This window comes from Streptomyces sp. NPDC045778 (assembly GCF_056431945.1).
In genome coordinates, this window is sequence record NZ_JBWKJZ010000038.1 from 17,981 (window position 1) to 42,852 (window position 24,872).

The following is a 24,872-nucleotide window of genomic DNA, read 5'->3' on the forward strand; positions in this document are numbered from 1 at the left end:
GGCCGGAGCGGACAACGAACGGTGGTGTCCGGCCGGTGACTTGACGGTGGCACGGCAGCCCGCCGGGCGGACGCGCATTTTTGCGCAGACCTCCGGGCCGGCAGAGGAGAGAGTCCAACGGTCTCGTTTATGCGGCCGGTGTGTCATCGGCGCGGACCGAAGGGTTTCGACAACTATGACCGTCGTTGGCAAGGCGTACCGCGGCACGCCCCCCACCCGCGCGCTAGTCGCGATCGCCGCCGCCGTGGTCGGCCTCTCCGCCTGTTCCTCCACCGACCCGGCGTCGGACGCGGGCGACAAGGCGCCGGTGGACGTGCTGCGGATCGCGGCCGCCGACGCCACCAACACCACCGGGCTCGACCCGCGGTCGGTGAGCGCCGGCGCCAGCTCCATCGTCGCCCAGCACGTGTTCGACTCGCTGATGACGCTGGAGGGCAAGAAGTACCAGCTGAAGCTGGCCGAGTCGGTCGAGCCGAACGACGACGCGACGGTGTGGACCGTCAAGCTCCGCAAGGGTGTGCGGTTCCACGACGGCAAGCCGGTCCGGGCCGCCGACGTCGCCTACAGCGTGAAGACGCTGGCGGCGCCGCCGAGCAACCGTGCCTCGGTCTACGCGGACGTCGACACCTCGAAGCTCAAGGTCGTCGACGGCCGGACGCTGGAGATCCCGCTGAAGCGGGCCCGGGCGGACTTCAAGGAGTCGGTGCTCGCGGTGTTCTCCGTGGTCTTCCCGAAGGGGGCGACCGACTTCTCCAAGCCGGTCGGCTCGGGGCCGTACAAGTTCGAGAAGAGCGACAAGCGGATCGTCCGCCTGGTGGCCAACGACAAGTACTGGGGAGGCAAGCCCGCCATCCCGGCGCTGGAGATCGACCGCATCGCCAGCCCGGCCGCCCGCCTCGCCGCGCTCAAGGACGGTCAGGTGGACTACGCGGTCGGCATCAGCGCGGCCGGGGCGCAGACGGCCAAGGGCAACTCCGACATCAAGATCCAGCGTGGTGGCGTCGCCAACTCCAACGCGCTGTCCTTCGCGATGAACCAGAACCTCGCGCCGTTCGACAACCCGAAGGTGCGCAAGGCCGTGCGCCTGGCCGCCGACCGGCAGGCCCTGGTGAAGCAGGCGCTGATGGGCTACGGCGCCCCGGGCGAGGACGTCGTCGGCAAGGACCTGCCCGGTTACAACGCCGACCTGGGCGAGCGCGAGCGCGACCTCGCCCAGGCCCGCAAGCTGTTCCGCGAGGCCAAGGTCAGCAAGCTGACCCTGCGCGCCTCCGACGTGGTGCCCGGCATGCTGCCGGCCGCGAAGCTGTTCGCCCAGCAGCTTCAGGAGGCCGGCGTGAAGCTCACGGTCAAGGAAGTGCCGGCGGACAGCTACTACGCCGACCTCAAGGGCCTGTCCAAGCACCCCTTCCAGGTCTTCTACTACGTCAACCGCCCGGCGGCCCTGCACCTGGCGGCGGTCACCAACAAGATGGCCGTGTTCAACGTGACCGGCGCGGGCCCCAAGCACTGGGGCCGTCTCGCCGCCGCGCAGAAGATCGTGGGCAGCGACGCGCGGGCGAAGGCGTTCGACGCCATCGAGCAGGACTTCTACGACAACGGCGGCGACCTGATCTGGGGCTTCCAGGAGCAGCTCGACGCCACCCGGCCCGGAGTCGAGGGCGTCCGCCTCAGCCAGTCCATCCAGCTGTTCGACCAGGCGAAGGCGACCAAGCGCTGATGCCCGTGCCCCGGCTCCTCGCGGCGGTGGCGCGCAGGCTCGTGTCGACCGCGTTGACGCTGCTCGTCGTGTCACTGGCGCTTTTCGCCGGGGCCTCGGTCCTGCCCGGGGACGCCGCGAGCAGCTGGCTCGGCGGCAACGGCACCGAGCAGGACCTCGCGGCACTCCAGCACGAGTGGGGGCTGGACCGGCCCCTGCTCGTGCGGTACGCGGACTGGGCCACGGCGGCCCTGAGCGGTGACCTCGGGACCAGCCTGACCGCCCGGCGACCGGTGACCGAGATCATCGCCGAGCCGCTGTGGGCCACCACCCTGCTCGTGCTCATCGCCGGTACGGCCACCATGGCCCTCGCCCTCGCCATCGGTCTCGCCACCGGGCTGCGGCCCGGCACCCGCCTCGACCGGGTCCTCACGGGGGTGAGCCTGGCCGTCGTCGCGGTGCCCGGCTTCGTCCTCGCCAGCCTGCTGGTGCTGCTGTTCTCCAGCGCGACGGGTCTGCTGCCCGCGGTCTCGCATCCACCTCTCGGCGGCTCGCCGCTGGACCGGCCGGAGATCCTGGTGCTGCCCGTGACCACGATCGTGCTGTTCGGCGGCGCCTGGGCGGGACGGATCGTGCGGGCCACCGTCGTCGACGCCGACAACGCGCCGAACGCGCGAGCCGCCCGGATGGCGGGCCTGCCGGAGCATCAGGTGGTGTGGCGGCACGTGCTGCCGACGATCGTGCCGGCCAACGCCCAGGTCTTCGGCTGGCTGATCAGCAGCCTGTTCGGCGGCACCACCGTGATCGAGGTGGTCTTCGACTACCCCGGGCTCTCCCAGATCCTGCTCTCCGCGGTGAAGAACCACGACCTCGCCGTCCTGGAGGGCGTCGGGCTGCTGCTCGCACTGATCATCCTGATCTCCTTCGTCGTGGCCGACCTGATCGGTCTGCTGGCCGACCCGAAAGCGAGGACGAGGCTCGCATGAGCGCAGAACTGCGGCAGTGGGCGGGCCGGTCGGCCCGCCGGCTCGCCCGCCTCGTGCTGGTGCTGCCGGCGGTCACCGTCCTGGTCCTCGCGGTGGCCGGGCCCTGGTTCGTGGACACCGACCCGGGCCACATCGTCGACGCGCCGTATCACCCGCGCGGCGACGGCCTCACCTTCGGCACCGACTACGCCGGCCGTGACGTCTGGGTCAGGCTGCTCTCCGGCGGCCGCTCGCTGGTGGTGGTGCCGGTGCTCGCGGTCCTGCTCACCACCGTGCTCGGCACCGCCATCGGCATGCTGGCGGGCTACCGCGGCGGCTTCGTCGACGCGGTGGTCTCGCGCTTCGACGGAGCCATGCTCGCCCTGCCGCCCACCCTGGCCATGCTGGTGCTCCTGCACGGCTGGGGCTACTCCCCGCTCGTCCTGATCATGATCATTCTGGTGACCGGGGTCTCCTTCGTCTCGCGGATCGCCCGCTCCGCCACCCTCCAGGTGATGGGCCAGGGCTACGTCGAACAGGCGGTCTGCCTGGGCGAGTCGGTGCCCGCCGTGCTCTTCCGCGAGATCCTGCCCAACATCGTGCGGCCCATCCTGGCGGATGCCGGTACCCGCCTCGCCGTCGCGGTCTCCCTCACCTCCGCCGCGGGCTTCCTCGGCTTCGGCGCGGACGAACCCAACTGGGGTGCCATGGTCAGCGAGAACATCGAGGGCATCACCCTCACCCCGTGGGCCGTGGTGGCCCCCGCGGTCTGCCTCGGCGTCCTCGCCGTGGCGGCCAACCTCGGCATGGACCGGCTCGCGGCGAGGCTCGACCGATGATCATCCGAGTGGAGGACCTCCAGATCACGGACGGCGCGGACCGTCCGGTGCTCGACCGCCTCTGCCTGGAGATCGGCCCCGGCGAACGGGTGGCCGTGGTGGGCGAGTCCGGCTCCGGCAAGACCACCCTCGCGATGGCCCTGCTGGGCGAGGTGCGGCCCGGCCTCGCCGTGGCCGGCGGCCGCGTCCTGGTCGACGGCACCGACGTCCTCGGCCTCACCGCCGGGCCGCTGCGGGCCTACCGCCGCCGGTCCGTGGCCTATCTGCCGCAGGACCCGGCCTCCGCGCTGACCCCGACCCTGCGCGTGCGCGGCCAGCTCGCCGAACTCGCGGCCGAACGGTCCGACCAGGCCCTGCTGCGGCGGCTCACCGACGTGGGCCTGCCCGACGACCCGGCGCTGCTGCGGCGCTACCCGCACCAGCTCTCCGGCGGCCAGCAGCAACGCCTCGCCCTGGCGCGGATCTCCGCGGGGGACCCGGCGCTGCTCGTCGTCGACGAGCCGACCACCGGCCTGGACGCCCTCGCGCGCAACCTCGTCCTCGCGCAGCTCGACCACCTCGTGGCCCGGCGCGGTTCGGCCCTGCTGATGGTGACGCACGACCTGCCGAGCGCGGCCCTGGTCGCGGACCGCCTCGTGGTGGTGCGCGACGGGCGGGTCGTCGAGGACGGGCCGCTCGCCGAGGTGATGGAGCGCCCGTCGGCCCCCTACACAAGGGAGTTGATCCGGGCCGTACCCACCCTCGCCGACATCGGCCGCCTCCGGACGTCCGCGCCCGGCGGCTCCGGCGGGCCGAAGCCGCCCCCGCCGGCCCGCCGGGCCGTCCCGGCCCCACGTACGCCCGCCGACGCCACCGTGCCGGCCGGACCGCTGCTGCGGGTCGAGGACCTGCGGGCCGGCCACCGCCAGGGCCGCAAGAGCCGCACGGTGGTCGACGGCGTCTCGTTCACCGTCGAACGCGGTGAGTGTCTGGCCCTGCTCGGGGTGTCGGGCAGCGGGAAGACCACGCTCGCACGCTGTGTCAGCGGCACCCATCGCCCCGACGCGGGCACGGTCGCCCTCGACGGACAGCCGCTGGCGGCACGCGTCCAGGACCGCACCGTCGAGCAGCGCCGCCGGATCCAGGTGATCCCGCAGCACTCGGTGGGCTCGCTCAACCCGCGCCGCACGGTCGGCGCCGCCGTCGTCCGGCCGCTGCAACGGCTGCGCGGCCTGGACCGCCCGGCGGCCGAGGCAGAGGCCGAGCGCCTGCTGGCGCTGGTCGGACTCCCGCCCGGGACGGCGGGCCGCCGCCCCTCGCAGCTCTCCGGCGGCCAGTGCCAGCGCGTCACCATCGCCCGCGCGCTCGCGGCCGAGCCCGACATGCTGATCTGCGACGAGATGACGTCCAGCCTCGACCCGCGGGTGCAGGCGACCGTCCTGGAACTGATCACCCGGCTGCGCCGGGAGCTGGGCCTCGCGGTGATCGTGATCACCCACGACCTGGGCGTCCTGGCCAGGACCGCCGACCGGGTGCTGGCCCTGCACGAGGGCGTGGTCTGCGAGCAGGGCCCGACCGAGCGCGTGCTCACGGCCCCCGAGCACGCGTGGACCCGCTCGCTGATCGCCGCCACGGCCGCCACCGGCCGTACCGCACTCAGCAACTCCCGCTGAACCGGGCCGGGCCGGCCGCCACCGAGGCACGGCCCGCCCGAGCCTCCCGCGCCCCCGCCCCGGCCGCCTCACGTCGCGGCGGTGCTCAATCCTCGCCAGACCGGCCCGGGAGCCGCCGGGACGATGAAACAGCCAGTCAGAGACCCTAGGAGTGCTCCATGGATGAGCAGCGCCCGGACGTCGGACCGGACGGCCGACCCGTCCGGATCCTGTCCACCGGGACCGAGCCCGACCCCTACGCCCTGTACCGGACGATGCGCCAGGAAGGCGGCGTCGTCCAGCTCGTGCGCGAGCCCAACGGCCTGTACCGCTGGCTCGTCCTCAGCTACCCGGACGGTCGCGACGTCCTCGCCGACCCGCGCTTCTCCAAGGACCCCGCCCGGGCCTGGGAGCAGCTGCGCGACGCCGGCTACGTGTCGGGCGAGCCCGGCGAGCGCGCCGACTACCTCTACCACGTGGCGAACACCGACCCGCCGGACCACACCCGGCTGCGGCGCCTCATCGGCAAGGCGTTCACCATGCGGCGGGTGGAGACGATGCGCCCGCGCGTCCACGAGGTGGCCGCCGAACTGCTCGACCGCATGGAGCCGTACGACACCGTCGACCTGATCGAGGCGTACTCCCACCCGCTGGCCACCACGGTGATGTGCGAGATCCTCGGCATCCCCGACCTCGACCGGGAGAGCTTCCGCACCTGGGCCACCGCGATCCTGACCGCCCCGGGAGGGGCCGCGCCGGGCGCGATGACCAAGGCCGAGGGCTACGCCGCGATGAAGGCGTTCTTCACCGACCTGATCGCGGCCAAGCGCGCCGGGGCCCGGGACGGCGCCGGGCAGCCGGACGTCCTCAGCGGCCTGATCAGCGCCACCGACGACGGCGACCAGCTCAGCGAGACCGAACTCGTCTCGACCGTGATGCTGCTGATGAGCGCCGGCCAGGAACCCACGGTCAACCTGATCAACAACGCCGCGCTCGCCCTGATGGACCGCCCGGACCAACTGGCCCTGCTCGCCGGCAAGCCGGAGCTGCTCCCGAACGCCGTCGACGAGTTCCTCCGCTTCGACCCGCCGGTGCAGCTCTCCACCACACGCGTCGCGCTGGAGGACGTCGAGATCGCCGGCACGGTCGTCCCCGAGGGGAGCATCGTCACGGTCTCCCTCGCCGCCGCGGCCCGCGACGAGGACAAGTACCCCGGCGCCGACCGTCTCGACGTCACCCGCGCCGACACCTCGCACCACCTCGGCTTCGGGCACGGCATCCACCACTGCGTGGGCGCCCCGCTCGCCCGGCTGGAGGGGGAGGTGGCGATCGGGGCGCTGATCGAGCGCTTCCCCGGCCTGTCCCTCGACTGCCGCCCCGACGAGCTGCGCTGGCGGCCGACCCGGATCATGCGCGGCCTTGAGCGCCTCCCGGTCCGCCTGCGCGCGCGATCCGCAAAATCCTAGGAGGAGCGCCATGTCCATCGCCCACAAGCCCGTCGCGGCCGGTGCCGCCGACGAGGCGCGGATCGTCGGCCAGTGGACCGAGATCTACGACGCCGTCTACGAAAGCGCCGCGGGCAGCAGCGGCGCCGACTTCTCCGGCTGGCGCTCCAGCGTCACCGGTGAGAACTACACCGAGGCCGAGACCGCCGAGTGGCTGGCCGGCACCGTCGACGCGATCCTCGACCTGCGGCCCGACAGCGTCCTGGAGCTGGGCGCCGGTACCGGCCTGGTGGCCCAGGGCCTGCTCCCGCACGTCGGCCGCTACCTGGGCACCGACATCTCCGGCACCGCCGTGGACCGGATGGCCAGGGACTACGGACACCACCCGGGAGCCGGGTTCAGGGTCGCCCAGGCCGACGATCCGGAACTGCCCGCCGGCTTCGACGCCGTGGTCCTCAACTCGGTGATCCACCACTTCCCGACCGAGGCCTATCTGCGCCGCGCGCTGGCCAACGCGGTGCGGTGCCGCGCCCCCGGCGGCACGGTGTTCCTCGGCGACGTGCACAGCCTGCCGCTGCGCGACGCCCTGCGCCTTTCGATCCTGGCCGTCCGGTCGCCTGGCGAGCAGCGCGCCGGCGAACTGCGGGGACAGCTGGCGGCGATGGCCGACCGCGAGCGGGAACTGGTCATCGACCCGGCGCTGTTCCCCGCGCTCGCCGCCGAGTACGGCCTGGTCGCCGACCTGCGGCTCAAGCCCGGCCGCCACGACACCGAGATGAACCTGTTCCGCTACGACGTCCGGCTGCGCCCGGCGGACCCCTCGCTGGTCCCCGTGCGGGACATGCCCCAGATCCCCTGGGATTCCCGGGACACCGACCGGCTCCTCGACGAGGCCGTGGACGGCGGGCTTCCGGTGCGGATCACCGGCATCCGCCACCCCGGCCTCGCGGCGCCCGTCGCCGCGCTCGCCGAGCTGCGGGCGGCCGACCCGGAGCAGCCGCTCGACCTGACCGCCCTGCTGGCGGGCGCGCGGGAGGCGGGCCGGCCCGGCCTCGCCCCCGCCGACCTGGCCGCGGCCGCCGCGGCCCGCGGTCTGTCCTGCTACGGCGTCCCGGCCACGGCGGAGTCGGCCGCGTACGACGCCGTGCTCGCCCCCGGGACGGCGACCGGCCCGGCGTTCGCCCCCACCGCGGTCGCGGGCCGTCCGCTCGTCAACGTCCCCACCCTGTAGCCCGTCCCCACGCCCCACCAAGGAGCAGACAGTTGAAGACACCTGTCGCGCACAGCGTGCTGCGGGAGGCCGACGGCGGCGGACTCGTGGTCCTCGCCGACTTCGGCACCGCCGGACGCCCGTCGGCGACCTTCACCGAACTGGTCGAAGGACTCCGGACCCCCGCCACGTTCTGGGAGACCATGCCCCCGCCGTACGGCGAGGAGGACGGCCTGGACGCGTCCGGCCACGTGGACCGCTGGGTGGCGGACATCCGCGACAGCGGCCTGCCGGTGCGCGCCGTCGTCGGGTTCTGCAGCGGCAGCGTGTTCGCCGCCGCCCTCGTGGCGGAGATCTCCCGCCTCCAGGACCGGCCCCGGCTCGTCCTGATAGATCCCGACCTGGCCGAACGCCACATGGTGATCGAGCACTTCGAGCGGTTCATGACCGCCCGGCTGAGCCCGGTGCTCGGCGCGGAGGAGGTGGCGGAGGTGATCCGCGAGGGCCGCGAGGCCGACGCCGCGGCCGCGACCCCGCTGGAGCTGGCGGCGGGCCTCGGCGTCCTCTGCCGCCGCGTCCTGCCCCCGGCCTGCGAGCGGGCCGGCATGCCGGGCGAGCGCAGCACCGAACTCGCCCTGATCTTCACCAGCTATCTGCACTGGCTGGCGGCCGGCGCCGACATCGACCCGCGGCCGGTCTGGAAGGAGGCGACGGCACTGAACTCCGCGACCGACGGGTTCGGGCTCGACGCCTTCCCGGAAAAGGACCGCCCAGGCCTCGTCCGCCGCGTCGTCGATTTCGACCTGCCCCACCTGGAACTCATGCGCGATCCCTCGGTCGCCGAACTCGTGGACGAGTTGCTCCGAACTGAGCAGCAGCATTTCGCCACTCCCGCCTAGAGTCGCCACGGACCGGCGGGGAACCGGTGGGCACATCGGCCGCAGGAAACCATCAGAAGGAGAACGACCTTCCATGACCCAACCCTTCACGGAGCCGATGACCGGGACGGCAAACCGGCGCTCCCAGATCGTCCCTCCGGCCTCCCACCAGGTCGAAACCGCCGCGCCCGAGTCCCTGTTGCACTCCGGGAACTCCGGCGTGCTTGTCCGCAAGAGCGGCCAGCTCCGCTCCGAATTCCGCAACGAGGGCCGGATGTTCGCCCGCGAGGTGGCGAAGCACGTCAATTCCCAGCAGGCCGGGAAGGCCAGCGCCTTCGTCTATGAGGAAAGTTTCGGGTACGAGGACAAAATCCACTTCCTCATTCACCTCGACGCGCTCGACGTCTATTACGACCTGGTCGAAATGGGCGACCGGGACCGGGCGTTCCGCGAGTCGATAGCCAAGGACCGGGTCGAGCAGGAAAGCGGCGGCGCCTGGGACCGGCTCTTCGTCGACGGGAGCGTGCACTCGACGGTGATGCTGCCGTGGACCGGGCAGGCAGGTCCTGAGCTGAACTCCGCGTCCGCCGGGATCGTGCTGCTCCGCTCCGCGCGCATCGGCCACGGCTTCGCCCCCGAGGGCCGCGAGCTGGCCCGCGAGCTGGCCGACACGGTGAACAAGCGGTTCGCGGGCGAGGCCGCCGTGACCCTCTTCGACGAGGCCTTCGGCGACGCCGAGCGGGTGCACTGGGTGATCGGTCTGAAGGACCTCACGGTGTACGGGCGGCTGCGCGAGGAACTGGCGGCGCAGGGCAGGCCGGGCACCTTCGTGGACGGCAGCGTGCGCGAGACCGCGCTCACCCCGCACCACTGGGGGCTCTACGCGACGCGTCAGCAGAACCCGTAATCACCTGTACCCGTAACCACCCTTACCCGTAGCGGAGTTGAGACGGATGACCGAGGTTTGGGCGTTCCCGGGGCAGGGTGCGCAGCGGGTCGGCATGGGGGCCGAGGTGTTCGACCGGTTCCCGGACCTCGTCCGGCAGGCCGACGAGATCCTCGGCTATCCGATCCGTGAGGTGTGCCTGCGGGGCGCCGAACCCGGACTGACGGACACCCGCTCGGTGCAGCCCGCGCTGTTCGTGGTCAACGCACTCGGCGGGCTCGCCCGGCTGGAGCACGCCCCGGCCCCCGCCCACCTCGTGGGGCACAGCCTGGGGGAGTACAACGCGCTGTTCGCCGCGGGCTGCTTCGACTTCGCCACCGGCGTCCGGCTGGTGCGGCGGCGCGGCGAGCTGATGGGGGGCGCGGCCGGGGGCGGCATGACGGCCGTGCTCGGCGCCGACCCCGACCGTGTCGCCGGGCTGCTCGCCGAGGCCGGCCTGGACGACATCGACCTGGCCAACCGGAACTCGGCGGCCCAGGTGGTGCTCGCAGGACCCCAGGAGTCGCTGCGCGCGGCCGCGCGGGCGGTGGCCGGAGCGGGCCTCGGGCGCAGCGTGCCGCTGAAGGTCAGCGCGCCCTTCCACTCGCGCTACATGGCCGGTGCCGCCGCCGAGTTCGAGCGGTTCCTGGCGACGGTGGAACTCCGCGACCCCCGCATCCCGGTCATCGCCAACGCCACGGCCCGTCCCTACCCGGCAGGCGGTGTCCGGGAGCTGCTCGCCCGTCAGATCACGGCACCCGTGCGCTGGTGGGAGAGCATGAGCCTGCTGCTCGACCAGGGGGTCACCGACCTCGTCGAGATCGGGCCGGGGCGGGTGCTCACGGATCTGTGGAAGGCCACCAAGGAGCGTCCCGCTCCGGTGCCCTTGCCTACGGGGCGCCCCGCACCGGTGCCGGCCCGTGTCTCCGCGCCGGTGGGCTCGCCTGCGGGTGCCCCGGCTTCGGGGTCGGTGTCGGCTGGTGATTCCGTGCCGGTGGGTTTGCCTGTGGGTGTTGCGGAGTCGGTGCCGGTGTCGGCGGGTGATTCCGGGCCGGTGGGTGTGGCCGTGGGGGCTGCGGGCCCCGGGTCGGTGTCGGCTGGTGTCTCTGTGCCGGTGGGCTCGCCCGCAGGCGCTGCGGTGCCGGTGTCGGCTGGTGTTTCTGCGTCGGTGGGTGGGCCCGCGGGCGCTGCGGTGCCGGTGTCGGCCCGTGTCTCCGCGCCGGTGGGTGTGGCCGCGGGTGTTCAGGGCCCGGCGCCGGTGTCCGCTCGTGTCCCGGTCCCGGCCCGGCTGTCCGCGGTTCTTCAGTCTCCGGCCCCGACCCGCTCGCCCGGCGGTCGGCAGGTGTGGCCCGGGTGCCTCGGCTCGGCCGAGTTCCGGGCCGACTACGGGCTGCGCTACGCCTATCTCGCGGGGGCCATGTACCGGGGCATCGCCTCCGTCGACCTGGTGGTCCGCATGGCGCGGGCCGGTCTCATGGGCTTCCTCGGCACCGGCGGTCTGACCCCGGCCGAGACCGACGCCGCCCTCGGCGCGATCCGCGAGCGCCTGGGCCCGGGTGCCCGGTTCGGCGTCAATCTGCTCGCCACCCCCGACGACCCGGCCGCCGAGCGCGATCTCGTGGACCTGCTCATCGGACACGACGTCAGGTACGTCGAGGCCGCGGCCTTCACCGCGGTGACGCCCGCCGTCGTCCGCTTCCGCTACGCCGGCGCGCACCGCGCGGCCGACGGCACCCCGACCGCCGTCCGGCACGTGCTGGCCAAGGTCTCCCGGCCCGAGGTCGCCACCTCCTTCCTCAGCCCGCCGCCGGCGCCGATGCTCGAACGGCTGGTCGCGGAGGGGGCCCTCAGCGCCGCCGAGGCCGAGGCCGCCGCCCTGCTGCCGGTGGCCGGTGACCTCTGCGTCGAGGCCGACTCGGGCGGCCACACCGACGCCGGCAGCCCCTACGCGCTGATGCCGGCCATGATCCGGCTGCGCGACGACGCCATGGCCCGGCACCGCTACCCCCGGCGGATCCGGGTGGGCTCGGCCGGAGGCATGGGCGCCCCCGAATCCGTCGCCGCCGCCTTCGTCCTGGGCGCGGACTTCGTCCTGACCGGTTCGGTCAACCAGTGCTCGGTCGAGGCCGGCACCTCGGACGCGGTCAAGGACCTGCTCGCCACGGTCGACGTACAGGACACCGCCTACGCGCCGGCCGGCGACCTGTTCGAACTCGGCGCCCGGGTCCAGGTGGTCCGCAAGGGCACCCTCTTCCCCGCCCGGGCCAACAAGCTCTTCCAGGTCTACCGCCAGTACGACGGACTCGACGACATCGACGAGGCGACCCGTCGCACCCTTGAGGAACGCTACTTCCGGCGCACCTTCGACGACATCTGGGCCGAGGCCCGCGCCCATCTGCGCGACCGCCGTCCCGCCGAGCTGGCCCGGGCCGAACAACACCCCAAGACCCGGATGGCCCGGGTCTTCCGCTGGTACTTCGCCCATTCCACCCGGATCGCCCTGGAGGGCACCCCCGGCGAACAGGTCAACTACCAGATCCACTGCGGACCGGCCCTGGGCGCGTTCAACCGCCTGGTGTCCGGCACCCCGCTGGAACCGTGGCGCGCCCGGCACGTGGACGCCATCGCCGAGCTACTGATGACCGGTGCCGCCGAACTGCTGGACGGCTCGCTGCGCACCTGGACCGCCGCCACCGCAGGAGACTTGACGTGAGGCAAGACGAACGGACCCGTACGCTGCTGCGCATCCTCGAAGAGGTGCTGCCCGGGCAGGAGGTCACCCTCGACCTCGGGCTGCGCGAACTGGGGTTGGAGTCGCTGGCCCTGACCCGGGTCTGGTTCCGGATCCGGCGCGAGTTCGGAGTGGACGTACCGGTGTCGTGGCTGCGTCAGTGCGCCACTCCCGCAGACCTGCTGGCCCGGGTCGAGGACACGGACGCCGAAGCAGGCCCAGCCGCGCCCGCCCCGGCCCCCGGCACGGAAACCCCGGACGGCGACGCCGTGGGCCCCGCCGACCGGTACGAGCCGTTCCCGCTCACCGAACTCCAGCAGGCCTACCTGGTCGCCAAGGACCCACAGCTCGGCGACGACCCCATCGGCTGCCACGTCTACCGCGAGTTCGACGTGGCCGACCTGGACCCCCAGGCCCTGGAGGACGCCTGGAACAAGGTCGTCCGCCACCACGACATGCTGCGCGCGGTGGTCACCCCGGACGGCAGGCAGCGGGTCCAGGAGGAGGTGGACCCGATCCGGCTGCCCGTCGGCGGGCTCGACGGGGCCCCGGACGTGCGCGAGCGGCTGTCCCACCGGCACTACCGCCCGGGCGAGTGGCCGATGCACACCGTGGAGGTCTCCCGGGGCGACGACGGGCAGGCGGTCGTCCACCTGAGCATCGACGTCCTGTTCATCGACGGGCACGGGCTCGGTGTGATCCTCGACGACTGGTGGCGCTGCTACCAGGACCCGCGACACGAGCTGCCCGCGCCCCGCCTCACCGTGCGCGACTGCCTCGCCGACCTCGCCGCCCAGCGGCGCACCCCCCGGTACCAGGCCGACCTCGACCACTGGGCCGAGCGCCTCGCCGACCTTCCGCAAGGCCCCGAACTCGGCGGCCCTGCCACCGGCGGCCCCGTCGCCCGCACCGCGCTCACCGGCCGGATCGGCGCCGAGCAGTGGCAGGCCCTGCGCCGCCTCGCCGCCCGGTGGGAGGTGTCGCCCACCGCCCTGGTGCTGACCGTCTTCGCCGAGGTGTTCGGCCGCCAGCGCGATGCCCGCCCGCGCTCCCTGATCCTCACCACCAACCACCGCTCCCGGCTGCCCGCCGAGGCCGACGACCTGGTCGGCCCGTTCACCTCCAGCCTCGTCCTGCCGCTGCCCCACACCCTCGACCGACCGCTTCCCGACGCCGTCCAGGAAGTCCACCAGCGGCTCTGGGAGGGGCTCGACCACGCCGCCGTGTCCGGCGTCTCCGCGCTGCGCGCGCTGCGTGCCAAGGACCGTTCGGCCCCGGCCCCCAGCCTGCCGGTCGTGTTCACCAGCCTGCTCGACACCGGCCGGGCGGGCGCCGACGGATTCGCCGGCGCCGTCCGGTACGCCCTCAGCCAGACCACGGGCGTCGCCCTCGACCACCAGATGTGGGAGCGGGACGGCGAGTTGCGGCTGCGCTGGGACGTGCTGTCCGGGCGCTTCGCGACCGGAGAGGCCGAGGTGCTGTTCGCCGCGTTCGTCAACGCCCTTGAGGGTCTCGGCGACCGCCCGGCCACCCGGCGCCCGTTGAACGAACTCCAGCAGGCGTACTTCGTGCCCCGGGCCGTCGCCGCGGCCGGTGAGTGGGACGGCTGCCAGGTCCACCACACCTTCGAGGTCGACGACCTGGACCTCGGGCGGCTCGAGGCGGCCTGGCTGAAGCTGGTCCGCACGTACGACGTGCTGCGCACCGTGGTCACCCGCGAGGGGCAGCTGGAGATCGCCTCGCACGTGCCCGAGCAGTGGGTGATCCCCGTGGTCGACCTGGCGGGTGTCGAACGGCCCGCGGACTTCCTGACCGGCCTGAGCCACAGGATGGCCGGCCGGGCCCTGCCTCTCAGCCGCGGCCCGCAGTCGGAGCTGTGCGTCACCCTGGCCGCCGACGGCGCCGCCACCGTCCACCTCACCACCGACCTCACCGTCCTGGACGGCCGCAGCATCCACTTCCTGGTGCGCGAGCTGTTCCGCCACTACACCGACCCCGGCGCCGCCCCGGTGCCCACCGACGGCTACGACGCGTACGCCGCCGAGCGCGCCGCGCTGCGCGGCACCCCGCGGTGGACGGCCCGGACCGAGCACTGGCGAGCCCGGGTGGCCGCCCTGCACGCCGGGCCGGCCGTCGACCCGGCGCACGGCCCGCGCGAGCGGCGGCGCCTGGCGGGCGTCCTCACCGGCTGGCGGGAGATCAGGGCCCGGGCCGAGGCGGCCGGGGTCGACCCGGACGACCTGCTGGCCGCCGCCTACACCGAGGCCCTGGCGCGGCACTACCCCGTGCCGTTCAGCCTCCCCGTGGTCCGCTGGACCGAGGGATCGAGCCGCTTCCGGCCCGGCGAGTACACGGCACTCAGCTGGGTCACCCGCGAGGACGCCGGACTCGGCGTGTGGGAGCAGGCCGCCGCGTTCCACCGGGTGGTGACGGAGGACCGGGCCGCCGACGGCGTCAGCGGTCTCGGCGAGCTGCGCCGCCGGGTGATGCGGGAGCGGCGCACCGGCGCCTTCGACCTGCCGGTCGTCTACACCGGGCTGCTCGACCTCTCCGAGCAGCAGCTGCCCGAGGGCGTCCGGCTCGGCCCCTGGCTGACCTGTACACCCGACGTCGCGCTGGACTGCATCGCCATCGACGAGGGGGACGAGCTGCGCTTCTACTGGGACGCGAACGCCGAACAATTCCCGGCGGGCCGCCTCGGCGAGATGTTCGCCCACTACCGCGAGCTGCTGACGGGCCTCGCCGCCGACGGCGCCGGGCCGGCGACGGCCGACCGACAGGACCCCCGTGCCGAGCGGCCGTCCCCCGACGCCGACCGGAAGGTCCAGCTCCTGTTCCAGGAGCAGGCCGCGACCCGCCCCGACGCCGTCGCCGTCCGCTGGGCCGACGGCTCGCTGACCTTCGACGAGGTCAACCGCTGGGCCAACCGGATCGCGCACGCCCTGCGCGCCGAGGGCGTCGGCCCGGGAACGCCGGTCGGTATCAGCGTCCGCCGGGGCCCGGCGATGGTCGCCGCCGTCCACGGCGTGCTCAAGGCCGGCGGCTTCTACGTCCCGTTGGAGCCCTCCCTGCCCGAGGCCAGGGCCGCCGCGATCCTGCGGGACGCCCGGGTCGGGCTGCTGCTCACCGACGAGGAGCGGACCGGCTGGCAGGTGCCCGCACACGTCCGCACGCTGGCCGTCACCGCCGAGGGCCGGCCGGAGCACGACCCGGAGCAGGACGGCTCGGTCGACGACCTCGCGTACGTGATCTTCACCTCCGGCAGCACCGGCGCCCCCAAGGGCGTCGAGGTCAGCCACCGTCCGCTGCTCAACCTGCTGCGGTGGTGCCAGCGGACCCACGGCTTCGGCCCGCGGGACGTCGGACTCTGCGTCACCTCGCTGGGCTTCGACCTCTCGGTCTTCGACATCCTCGGCCTGCTCGGGTACGGCGCCTCGCTGTACGTCGCCGACGAGGCCGAGCAGCGCGATCCGCACCTGCTCCTCGACGTACTGCTCCGCGAGCCCGTCACCTTCTGGAACTCCGCCCCCACCACCCTGAACCAGCTGGCCCCGCTGTTCCCGACCCGGGCCGGCCGGCCCGGCACCGACACCCTGCGCCTCGTCTACCTCAGCGGCGACTTCACGCCCCTGCCCCTGCCCGACCAGGTCCGCGGCCTGTTCCCGCGGGCCAGGATCGTCAGCCTGGGCGGCGCGACCGAGGCGACCGTCTGGTCGAACTGGTTCGAGGTCGGCACCGTCGACCCGTCCTGGCGGAGCATCCCGTACGGGCGGCCCATCGACAACGCCTCGTACTACATCCTCGACGAGCGACTGCGCCCCTGCCCGCCCGGTGTCGAGGGGGACCTCTACATCGGCGGCGACTGTCTGAGCCTCGGCTACCACCGGCAGCCGGAACTGACCGCCGAGCGCTTCGTCCACGACCCGTTCGCGGGCCGGGACGGCGCCCTGATGTACCGGACCGGGGACCGGGCGAGCTTCTTCGACGACGGCGTGATCTCCTTCCACGGACGCGCCGACGGCCAGGTCAAGGTCCGCGGGTTCCGGGTCGAACTCCCCGAGATCGAGCACCGGCTGCGCAGCCACCCGGACGTGCGTGACGTCGTGGTGCTCGCCCGCCCGGACCGCACCGCGGACCGCAAGCTGGTCGCCTACGTCGTACCGGCCGACGGCACGGAGCCCGCCGTGTCCGAGCTGCGCCGGTACGCCGCGCGGACGCTGCCGGACTACATGGTCCCCAACGTGGTCGCCTTCGTGGACACCTTCCCCGCCACCTCGAACGGCAAGCTCGACCGCGAGGCCCTGCCCTGGCCCGTCGAGCCGGGCAGCCGGCACGCACTGACGGCGGGCCGGCTGAGCCCGGCCGGCGCCGCGCCCGGGCCCGCCCCGGCGGCCGGGGCGCCCGCCGGGACGCCGTCGGCCGAGGCGCTCGCGGAGGAGATCGCCGCGGTCTTCGCCGAACTCCTCGACCTCTCGGCGATCGACACCGCGGCCGACATCTGGGACCAGGGCGCCACGTCCTTCACCATGGTCCAGGTCTCCGGCGCGCTCCAGCAGCGGTACGGCTGGCAGGTGCCGGTGTCGGCGCTGCTGCTCGACCCGACCGTGGCCGGCATCGCCCGGGCCGTCCTCGACCAGACGGGAGCGGACACCTCCCGGGAGGACGCCGCCGCCCTGCCGACCGCGCCCGCCGCCGTCCCGCAGGCCCCGCCCGCCGTGCCGTCCGCGCCCGCCGAGGTGGACTTCTTCGACGCCGGGCAGCGGGACGCCTTCAAGCGCGCCCGCTGGGACCTGCGGCGCCCCGCCGACGGGGACCGGGTGCTGGCGCTCGACGGCGAGCCGGTGGCCGACGAGCACCTCGTCTGGCGGGAGAGCCGACGCGAGTTCGGCCCCGGCCCGGTCTCCCGGCAGGCGTTCGGACGGCTGCTCGGGCTGCTCCGCGAGACCGAGAAGGAGGGCCGCCGCCGACGGCTCTACCCCTCGGCCGGCGACACCTATTCCGTCCAGGTCTACGTGTACGTCAGGCCGGACGGCGTCGAGGGCGTGCCCGAGGGCCTCTACTACCACCACCCGGTGGACCACGCCCTCCACCTGCTCGACCCGGCTCCGGAACTCGACCGGTCCCGGCACTTCGTCTACAACCGGCCGGTGCACGACCGCGCCGCGTTCGAGATCCACCTGTTCGGGGCGGACGACGCGATCGCGCCCCTGTACGGGGACGACAGCGAGCGCTTCCAGCTCCTCGAGGCCGGATACCTCGGCCAACTCCTGCTGCTGGCCCAGCCGTTCACCGGCGTCGGGCTCTGCCCCGTCGGCACCCAGACCCTCGACGAGCTGCGGGACCGGCTCGGCCTCGGCCCGCGCCACCGCTACCTGCACGCCTTCTTCGGCGGTCCGCTCGCCGAACCGCTGCCGTCGGCGACCGCCCTCGGCGCGCGTCCGCTGTTCGTCCCCGGCGCCCCGGCCACGCCCGCGGCCGGCCGCGCCGTGGCCGACGCGGCGGCGGCCGGCGGGCCCGGTGCGGCCGACCCGGAGGTCGTGGTCGTCGGTGCGGCGGGCCGGTTCCCCGGCGCCGAGGACCTGGACACCTACTGGCGCAACCTGAGCGAGGGCCGCAGATCGCTGACCGAGGTGCCGGCCGGGCGCGCCGCGCAGTTCCCCGAGTCCGCGCCGCCCGGCGGCTACCTCACCGATGTCGACGGCTTCGACAGCCTGCTGTTCCGGGTGGCCCCGGTCGAGGCCGCCGCCCTCGACCCGCAGCTGCGGCTGCTGCTGCACACGGTCCGGGAGTGCCTGGACGACGCCGGTCACACGGCCCGCTCGCTGAACGAGGCCGGCCGGGTCGGGGTCTTCCTCGGCGCGATGTGGCAGGACTACCAGCACGTCGGGGCCGACCGGGCCCGCTCGGGCGGGTCGGCGGAGATATCCGCCACCGCGTCCGACGCGGCCAACCGGATCTCGCACTGCTTCGGCTTCGACGGCCCCAGCCTGGCCGTGGACACCTCCTGCTCGTCCTCGCTCTCCGCGCTGCACCTCGCGGCTGAGAGCCTGCGCCGGGGCGAGTGCGACACCGCCGTGGTGGCCGCAGTCAACCTGGTCACCCACCCGTACCACCTGCGGCTCCTCGCCGACCTCGGCCTGCTGGCCGAACGGCTCCCCGCGGGCGCCTTCGACACCGCGGCGGCCGGCTGGTCGCCCGGTGAGGGCGTCGGCGCGGTGCTGCTGCGCACGGCCGCGGCGGCCGAGCGTGACGGCGACACCGCCATGGCGGTGGTCGAGGCCACCCGGGTCGCGCACAACGCCGGTGACGGCCGCTTCGGCAGCCCGCAGGCGGGCCGGCTCGCCCGGTCCCTCACCGAGACGCTGGCCCGGGCCGGGGTGACACCCGCCGACGTGGACTACGTCGAGTGCGCGGCCGCCGGCGCCCTGCTGGCCGACGCGGCCGAGATCGAGGCGCTGGGCACGGTGTTCACCGACGGCCCGGTCAGGGTGGGCACGGTCAAGCCGAACGTCGGCCACCTGGAGGCGGCGGCCGGGATGTCCCAACTGATCAAGGTCCTGTTGCAGTTCCGCCACGGCCGCACCGCCCCGACCGTCTTCGGCGACGGAGCCGGGCGGACCTGGCCGGCCGCCCTCCGCCCTGCGGACCGGCCCGGCCACGCCCCGGCCCGGGCCCTGGTCAACTCCGTGGGCGCGACCGGCTCGCTGGCCCACGCCGTGCTGCGGGCCGCGCCCGCCGCAGACCCCGCAGGCCCGGACGAGGCCGCCGTACGTCTGGCGTTCCCCCTCTCGGCACAGACCGGGGAGCAGCTCGCCGGACTCGCCGGCCGGCTGAACCGGCACCTGGCCCCCGGCCGGGCACCCGCGCTCGCGGACATCGCGCTCACCCTCCAGTCCGGCCGCGACCCCCTCGCGTGCCGGACGGTGATCGAGGCCGCGACCCTGCCGGAGCTGCGGGCCGCCCTCGACGCGGTCGAACGCGGTGCCGCGCCGCCCGTTCCGGCGGACGCGGCGCTGGCGGCCTGGACGTCCGGCGGGGACCTCGACTGGGCGCCCTACCGGCCGGCCGGGGCCCGCCGGGTGCCGCTGCCGAACGGCACGTTCCTGCCGGTCCGGCACGCGCTGGAACCCGTACCGCAGGAACGCGTCGACGCCGAAGGGGCCGACGAAGCCGCCCGGCGGGAGCTGGCGGAGTACCTCACGACGGTCTACGCGGAGATCTCCGGCGTCCCCCGGCAGCGGCTCGACGCGCACACGCCGATGGACCACTACGGCCTCTCCTCGGCCCAAGCCGTGCGGCTGACCGCGCGGTTGAGCGCCGACCTGGGCGAGGACGTCCCCAGCACCTTGTTCTTCGCGCACCGGGACCTCGCCGGCGTGACCGAGGCCCTCGCCGAACTCCGGCGGACGCCCGCCGACGGCGCGACGGCCGGACGTACGACGCAGCCCGCGCGGCCCGGTCCGGCCGGGGAGGACGCCGCCGACGACGGCCGGATCGCCGTGGTCGGCATCGCGGGCCGCTACCCGCGGGCCCAGGACCTGGACGAGTTCTGGACGCACCTGCTGTCCGGGCGGGACCTCGTGACGGACCTGCCCAAGGACCGCCGGGCCCTCCAGGGCCCGGAGCGGGTGACCGGCGGCTTCCTCGACGATGTCGCAGGCTTCGACCCGCTCTTCTTCGGCATCACGCCGCGCGACGCCGCCGCGATGGACCCGCAGGAACGGCTGTTCCTCCAGACCGCCTGGCACACCCTGGAGGACGCCGGGTACACCAGGGCCCGGCTGCGCGAGCGGCACGAGGGCCGGGTCGGGGTGTTCGTCGGCTCGATGTACAACGAGTACCCGTTCTTCGGCCTGGACGGGCCGCGCCCGGTCGGCTCGGCCGTCGCGGGCATCGCCAACCGGGTCTCCTACTTCCTTGACCTCAACGGACCCAGCCTGACCGTGGACACCATGTGCTCCGCCTCGCTGAGCGCGCTCCACCTCGCGGTCGGCGCGCTGCGGCGCGGGGAGTGCGAGGCGGCCCTGGTCGGCGGCGTCAACCTCTCGCTCCACCCCAACAAGTTCGCGACCCTGCGCACGCTCGGCATGGCGTCGTCCGACCACCGCTGCCGCAGCTTCGGCGCGGGCGGGGACGGCTTCGTCCCCGGTGAGGGCGTCGGCGCCGTCCTGCTCAAGCCGCTGGCCCGGGCGCTCGCCGACGGGGACCGCGTGCACGCCGTGGTGCTCGGCACCGCCGTCAACCACGACGGCCGGACCAACGGCTACACCGTGCCCAACCCGGTCGCCCAGGGCGAGCTGATCGGCAGCGCCCTCCGGGACGCCGGGGTCGGCCCTGCGGACATCGGCTACCTGGAGACGCACGGCACCGGCACCCCGCTCGGCGACCCGATCGAACTCGACGGTCTCGGACGGGTGTTCACCACCACCGCCGCGCAGCCGCCCGGCCACTGGCCGATCGGCTCGCTCAAGTCCAACCTCGGGCACCTGGAGGCGGCCGCCGGCATCGCGGGACTGACCAAGGCGGTGCTCCAGTTCCGCCACGACACCCTGGTGCCGTCCCTGCACGCGGAGCGGCTCAACCCCCACATCGACTGGCAGCGCAGCCCGTTCCGGGTCCAGCGCGCCGCCGAACCGTGGCCGGCCGGTCTGCCGCGCAGGGCCGGGGTCAGCGCGTTCGGCGCCGGTGGCAGCAACGCACACGTCGTACTGGAGGCCCCGCCGCGGGACACGGACGGCACGCCGGACGGAGGGCCGCAGCTGATCGTGCTCTCCGCCCGGACGGAGGAACGGCTCCGGCTGCTCGCCGAGCGCTGGCGGCGGATGCTGACCGGCCGGCCGGCGCCCCTTGGCGACCTCGCCTACACCGCCCAACTCGGCCGTGAGGCGCTGCGCGAACGGCTGGCGGTCGTGGCGGAGAGCCCGGCCCACCTCGCGGAGCTGCTCGGCCGTTACCTGGCCGGGGACACCGGCGCGGTGGTCCGCGGCAGGGCGGGCGCGACCCCCGGGCCGCTCGCGGCGCCCGGCACGCCGCAGGACGCCCTCGCCAAGCACTGGGCGGACGGCGGCACGGTGGACTGGGCGGAGCTGCACCCCGGCCCGCGCCGGATCGCCGACCTGCCCGGCTACCCGTTCGAGGCGATGCCCTGCTGGGCCGACGCCCCCGCCACCGGGAGCCGGACGAACCCGCCCGCCCCGGTCCCGGACCCGGCCCCGGTCCCGTCCCCGACGCCGCAGCCGGTGCCTCACCCGGTGCCTGACCGGGTGCCTCACCAGGAGCCGACGGATCACGGCACGGACGTACCGCTGCTCGCCCGCGCCTGGCAGGAGGAGGCGCCCCCCGCGCCCGGACCCGCGCCCGCGGGCACCGTGCTCTGCCTGCTCGCGGACGAACGGCCGGGCCTGGCCGTGGCGTTCGCGCCCGCCAGGCTCGTGACGCTCCGCCAGGGCGTCGACTTCACGGACGCCCCCGGCGCGGTCGCGGCCGTCCGCGAACTGCTCGCCCGCGGGCCGGTCCACGGCCTCCTGGACCTGTGCGCGCTCGCCGAAGGCCCGGCGCAGGAACACGACGCCGGGCCCTGGACGGCCCGCCTCGCCGTCCTCCAGGAGGTGCTCGCCGCCCGTCCCGCCGGCGGCGTCCGCGTCGTCCAGGTCACCAGCGGCCTGACCGCCGTGCCCGGAGTCCGGCCGAACCCGGCAGGATCCCGCCTGGCCGGCTTCGTCCGTCCGCTCGGGGCCGAGTACCCCTCGGCCCGGGCCACCGTCCTGGACACCGACCGCCCCGACGACCTGGCCGAAATCCTCACCGCCTGGCGGGACTCAGGACCGTACGGCGAACTCTGTCTGCGGGCCGGGCGACGCCACCGCCCTGCCCTGGTCCCCGTCGACGCAGAGCCGGCGCCGTGGCGACCGGACCCGGACCGGGTGTACCTGATCACCGGCGGCACCCGGGGCCTCGGCGCGCTCACCGCGCGGCACCTGGTCGGGCGCGGCGCCCGCAGGCTGGCCGTGCTCGGCGCGCGACCCCTGCCGGCCCGGCACTCCTGGGGCGGCGAGCTGTCCGCCGCGGACGCCGAGGCGGTCGCCCACATCCGTGAACTGGAGCGCCTCGGCGCCCGGGTGATGACCCACACCGGCCCGCTCACCCGGCGTGCCGAACTGTCGGAGTTCCTGGACTCGGTCCGCACCGCCCTCGGCCCGGTCGGCGGCGTCGTGCACTGCGCGGGCCGCTCGTCCGCGGGGCCCGCGCCGCTCGTCCGCAAGGACCTCGCGGACATCCGGGCCGTCCTGGAGCCCAAGGGCGACGGCCTGGACACCCTGCTGGAGCTGACCGGGGCGGACCCGCTGGAGTTCGTCCTGCTCTTCTCCTCCGTCAGCTCCGCCGTTCCCGCCCTCGCGACCGGGGTGGCGGACTACGCGGCCGCCAACGCCCACCTGGACCAAGTCGCCCGGCACCGCCCCGGCGTGCGGGCCGTGAACTGGCCCGTCTGGCGGGAGACCGGCGGCGGCACGGACCACCCCGAGGCCGGAGCACGGGCCGGGCTCGCGGCGCTCTCGGACGCCGCGGGACTGGCTGTCCTCGACCGGGTGCTCGACCTGCCGGCCGGGGTCTACCTGCCCGTCCCGCCCGTCGCGCCCCACGACGGCGGTTTCGACCCCGGGACCGCGCTGCACGCGAACCGGCCGCAGCCGGCCGCCGGGACGGCCGACGAACCCGCCGTCGAACCCGCCGCGGAGCCCGCAGCCACGGAGCCCGCAGTGGTCATGGAGTCCGGCTCCGCCGCGTCCGGCGCGGCGCCCTGGCTGGCCGCCCTGTTCGCCGCCACGCTGCGCATCCCCGAGGCGGACCTCGACCACGACACCACCTTCACCGACCTCGGCGTGGAGTCGGTGCTGCTCGGCGAGCTGGTCACCGCGATCGAGGACGCGACCGGGAGCCCGCTCTCCCCGACCGCCCTGTTCGACCACCCGACCGTCGGCCGCCTTGGCGCCCACCTCGCGGCCTCGGGCGTCGCGGCCCGGCCGGCGCCGTCCCCGGAGAGCGAGCCGCAGCCGTCGCCGTCACCGTCGCCAAGGCCCGGGCACAATGACGCCACGGACAGCCGGATCGCCGTGATCGGGCTGGCCTGCCGCTTCCCCGGGGCGCCGGACCAGGACGCCTTCCTGCGCCTGCTGCGCGCCGGCGACTGCGCCGTCACCGAGGTCCCGGCCGGCCGCTGGGACACCGACCGGCTCTACCGGCCGGAGCGCTCGGCCGGGCACAGCGTCAGCAAGTGGGGCGGCTTCCTCGACGGTCTGGAGGACTTCGACCCGGAGTTCTTCGGCCTCACCGACGAGGAGGCCCGCGACCTCGACCCGGCGATCCGGCTCGCCCTGGAGACGGCCGCCGCCTGCCTGCGGGAAGCCGGCTACCGCGAGGAGGAGCTGCGCGGCACCGACACCGGCGTCTTCATGGGCGCCCGGATGTCGGGCTACCGGCACCGCATCGGCCTCGACGGCGCGGCCACCGGCCTCGGCGGCGACCAGAACTTCATCGCTGCCCGGCTGAGCCACCAGTACGACCTGCGCGGCCCGGCCCTGGTCGTCGACAGCGCCTGCTCGTCGGCCCTGGTCGGTGTGCAGACCGCGATGCGCAGCCTGCTGGCGGGGGAGTCGGAGCTGGCCCTCGCCGGCGGCGTCGAGGTGCTGCTCGACGAGGAGCCGTACCTCGAATTCAGCCATGCGCGGGCCCTGTCCCCGCGCGGCCGCTGCGCCGTCTTCGACCGGGACGCCGACGGGTTCGTGCCCGGCGAGGGCTGCGGGATGCTGCTGCTCAAGCGCCTGGACGCGGCCCTGCGCGACGGGGACCGGATCCACGCCGTGATCGACGCGGTCGCGGTCGGGAACGACGGGCACACCATGGGCCTGACCACGCCGAACCCGGCGGCCCAGGCACAGGTCGTACGCCGGGCCCTGGCCACGGCCGGGGTCCGGGCCGACCAGATCGGACTGGTGGAGGCCCATGGCACCGGCACGCTGATCGGCGACCCGATCGAACTGCGCGCCCTGACGGACGTGTTCCGCGAGCAGACCGACCGCACCGGCTACTGCGCGATCGGCAGCGTGAAGTCCAACCTCGGCCATCTGCTCAGCGCCGCCGGCATCGCGGGCCTGATCAAGGCGCTGCTCGCGGTCGAGCACGGGGAGATACCGCCGACCCTGTTCTGCGAGACGCCCAACCCCCGGTTCGACTTCGCCTCCTCCCCGTTCACCCCGGCCACCGGGCCGCGGGAGTGGGCCGGGCCGCGGATCGCCGGAGTCAGCGCCTTCGGGCTCGGCGGCACCAACGCGCACGCCGTGGTCTCCGAGGCACCGGCCTGCCACCCGCGGCGCGCCCCGCTGCCGGCGCCGGTGTTCCGCCGCCGCCGGCTGTGGCGGGAGCGCGCGGGCGCGACGACGCCCCCGGCCGCACCGGCGCCCTCGGCCGCACCGGCGCCCCCGCCCGCACCGGAGCCGGTTGCCGCGCCGCGCGTCTCCTCCCTGCTCGACCTGACCTTCCGCTCCCGATGAAAGG

At 74.6% G+C, this 24,872-nt stretch carries 10 protein-coding genes; all 10 read left to right on the forward strand.

What is annotated here, in order from left to right; all coding sequences use genetic code 11:
• Positions 1–175: 175 nt before the first annotated feature.
• The 10 genes from AC07GB_RS34090 (at position 176) to AC07GB_RS34135 (ending at position 24,868) form a co-directional block, all read left to right on the forward strand.
• Complete coding sequence (locus AC07GB_RS34090) at positions 176–1,717, forward strand: ABC transporter substrate-binding protein (protein WP_478852372.1); 1,542 nt, start codon at positions 176–178, stop codon at positions 1,715–1,717.
• Positions 1,717–2,682 (forward strand): ABC transporter permease, encoded by a 966-nt coding sequence (locus AC07GB_RS34095; RefSeq protein WP_478852374.1) that lies wholly within the window; start codon positions 1,717–1,719, stop codon positions 2,680–2,682. The genes AC07GB_RS34090 and AC07GB_RS34095 overlap by 1 nt, the downstream gene beginning before the upstream one ends.
• Positions 2,679–3,500 carry an ABC transporter permease gene (locus AC07GB_RS34100; RefSeq protein WP_478852376.1) on the forward strand — a complete coding sequence of 274 codons (822 nt, stop codon included), beginning with the start codon at positions 2,679–2,681 and terminating at the stop codon, positions 3,498–3,500. The genes AC07GB_RS34095 and AC07GB_RS34100 overlap by 4 nt, the downstream gene beginning before the upstream one ends.
• Positions 3,497–5,152: an ABC transporter ATP-binding protein gene (locus AC07GB_RS34105; protein ID WP_478852378.1), complete on the forward strand. Its 1,656-nt coding sequence runs from the start codon at positions 3,497–3,499 to the stop codon at positions 5,150–5,152. The genes AC07GB_RS34100 and AC07GB_RS34105 overlap by 4 nt, the downstream gene beginning before the upstream one ends.
• 158 nt (positions 5,153–5,310) lie before the next feature.
• A complete protein-coding gene (locus AC07GB_RS34110; RefSeq protein ID WP_478852380.1) occupies positions 5,311–6,597 on the forward strand; it encodes a cytochrome P450 family protein in 1,287 nt (428 codons plus the stop codon).
• Between the two features lie 10 nt (positions 6,598–6,607).
• Complete coding sequence (locus AC07GB_RS34115; RefSeq protein WP_478852382.1) at positions 6,608–7,807, forward strand: class I SAM-dependent methyltransferase; 1,200 nt, start codon at positions 6,608–6,610, stop codon at positions 7,805–7,807.
• 32 nt (positions 7,808–7,839) lie between these two features.
• Positions 7,840–8,685 (forward strand): hypothetical protein, encoded by an 846-nt coding sequence (locus tag AC07GB_RS34120; protein ID WP_478852384.1) that lies wholly within the window; start codon positions 7,840–7,842, stop codon positions 8,683–8,685.
• A gap of 73 nt (positions 8,686–8,758) precedes the next feature.
• The gene (locus AC07GB_RS34125) at positions 8,759–9,571 is read left to right on the forward strand and encodes a DUF6039 family protein (RefSeq protein ID WP_478852386.1); all 813 of its coding nucleotides are present in this window, start codon (positions 8,759–8,761) and stop codon (positions 9,569–9,571) included.
• Between the two features lie 46 nt (positions 9,572–9,617).
• On the forward strand, positions 9,618–12,302 hold the full coding sequence (gene fabD / locus AC07GB_RS34130; RefSeq protein ID WP_478852388.1) for an ACP S-malonyltransferase: 2,685 nt from the start codon (positions 9,618–9,620) through the stop codon (positions 12,300–12,302).
• Complete coding sequence (locus tag AC07GB_RS34135) at positions 12,299–24,868, forward strand: amino acid adenylation domain-containing protein (RefSeq protein WP_478852390.1); 12,570 nt, start codon at positions 12,299–12,301, stop codon at positions 24,866–24,868. Before fabD ends, AC07GB_RS34135 begins: the two co-directional genes overlap by 4 nt.
• The last annotated feature ends 4 nt before the right edge of the window (positions 24,869–24,872 follow it).

Bases quoted from the DNA above. Each gene is read 5' to 3' on its own strand.
- AC07GB_RS34110 (WP_478852380.1), top strand. From the start codon at position 5,311: ATGGATGAGCAGCGCCCGGACGTCGGACCGGACGGCCGACCCGTCCGG.
- AC07GB_RS34095 (WP_478852374.1), top strand. From the start codon at position 1,717: ATGCCCGTGCCCCGGCTCCTCGCGGCGGTGGCGCGCAGGCTCGTGTCG.
- AC07GB_RS34100 (WP_478852376.1), top strand. From the start codon at position 2,679: ATGAGCGCAGAACTGCGGCAGTGGGCGGGCCGGTCGGCCCGCCGGCTC.
- AC07GB_RS34115 (WP_478852382.1), top strand. From the start codon at position 6,608: ATGTCCATCGCCCACAAGCCCGTCGCGGCCGGTGCCGCCGACGAGGCG.
- AC07GB_RS34090 (WP_478852372.1), top strand. From the start codon at position 176: ATGACCGTCGTTGGCAAGGCGTACCGCGGCACGCCCCCCACCCGCGCG.
- fabD (WP_478852388.1), top strand. From the start codon at position 9,618: ATGACCGAGGTTTGGGCGTTCCCGGGGCAGGGTGCGCAGCGGGTCGGC.
- AC07GB_RS34105 (WP_478852378.1), top strand. From the start codon at position 3,497: ATGATCATCCGAGTGGAGGACCTCCAGATCACGGACGGCGCGGACCGT.
- AC07GB_RS34125 (WP_478852386.1), top strand. From the start codon at position 8,759: ATGACCCAACCCTTCACGGAGCCGATGACCGGGACGGCAAACCGGCGC.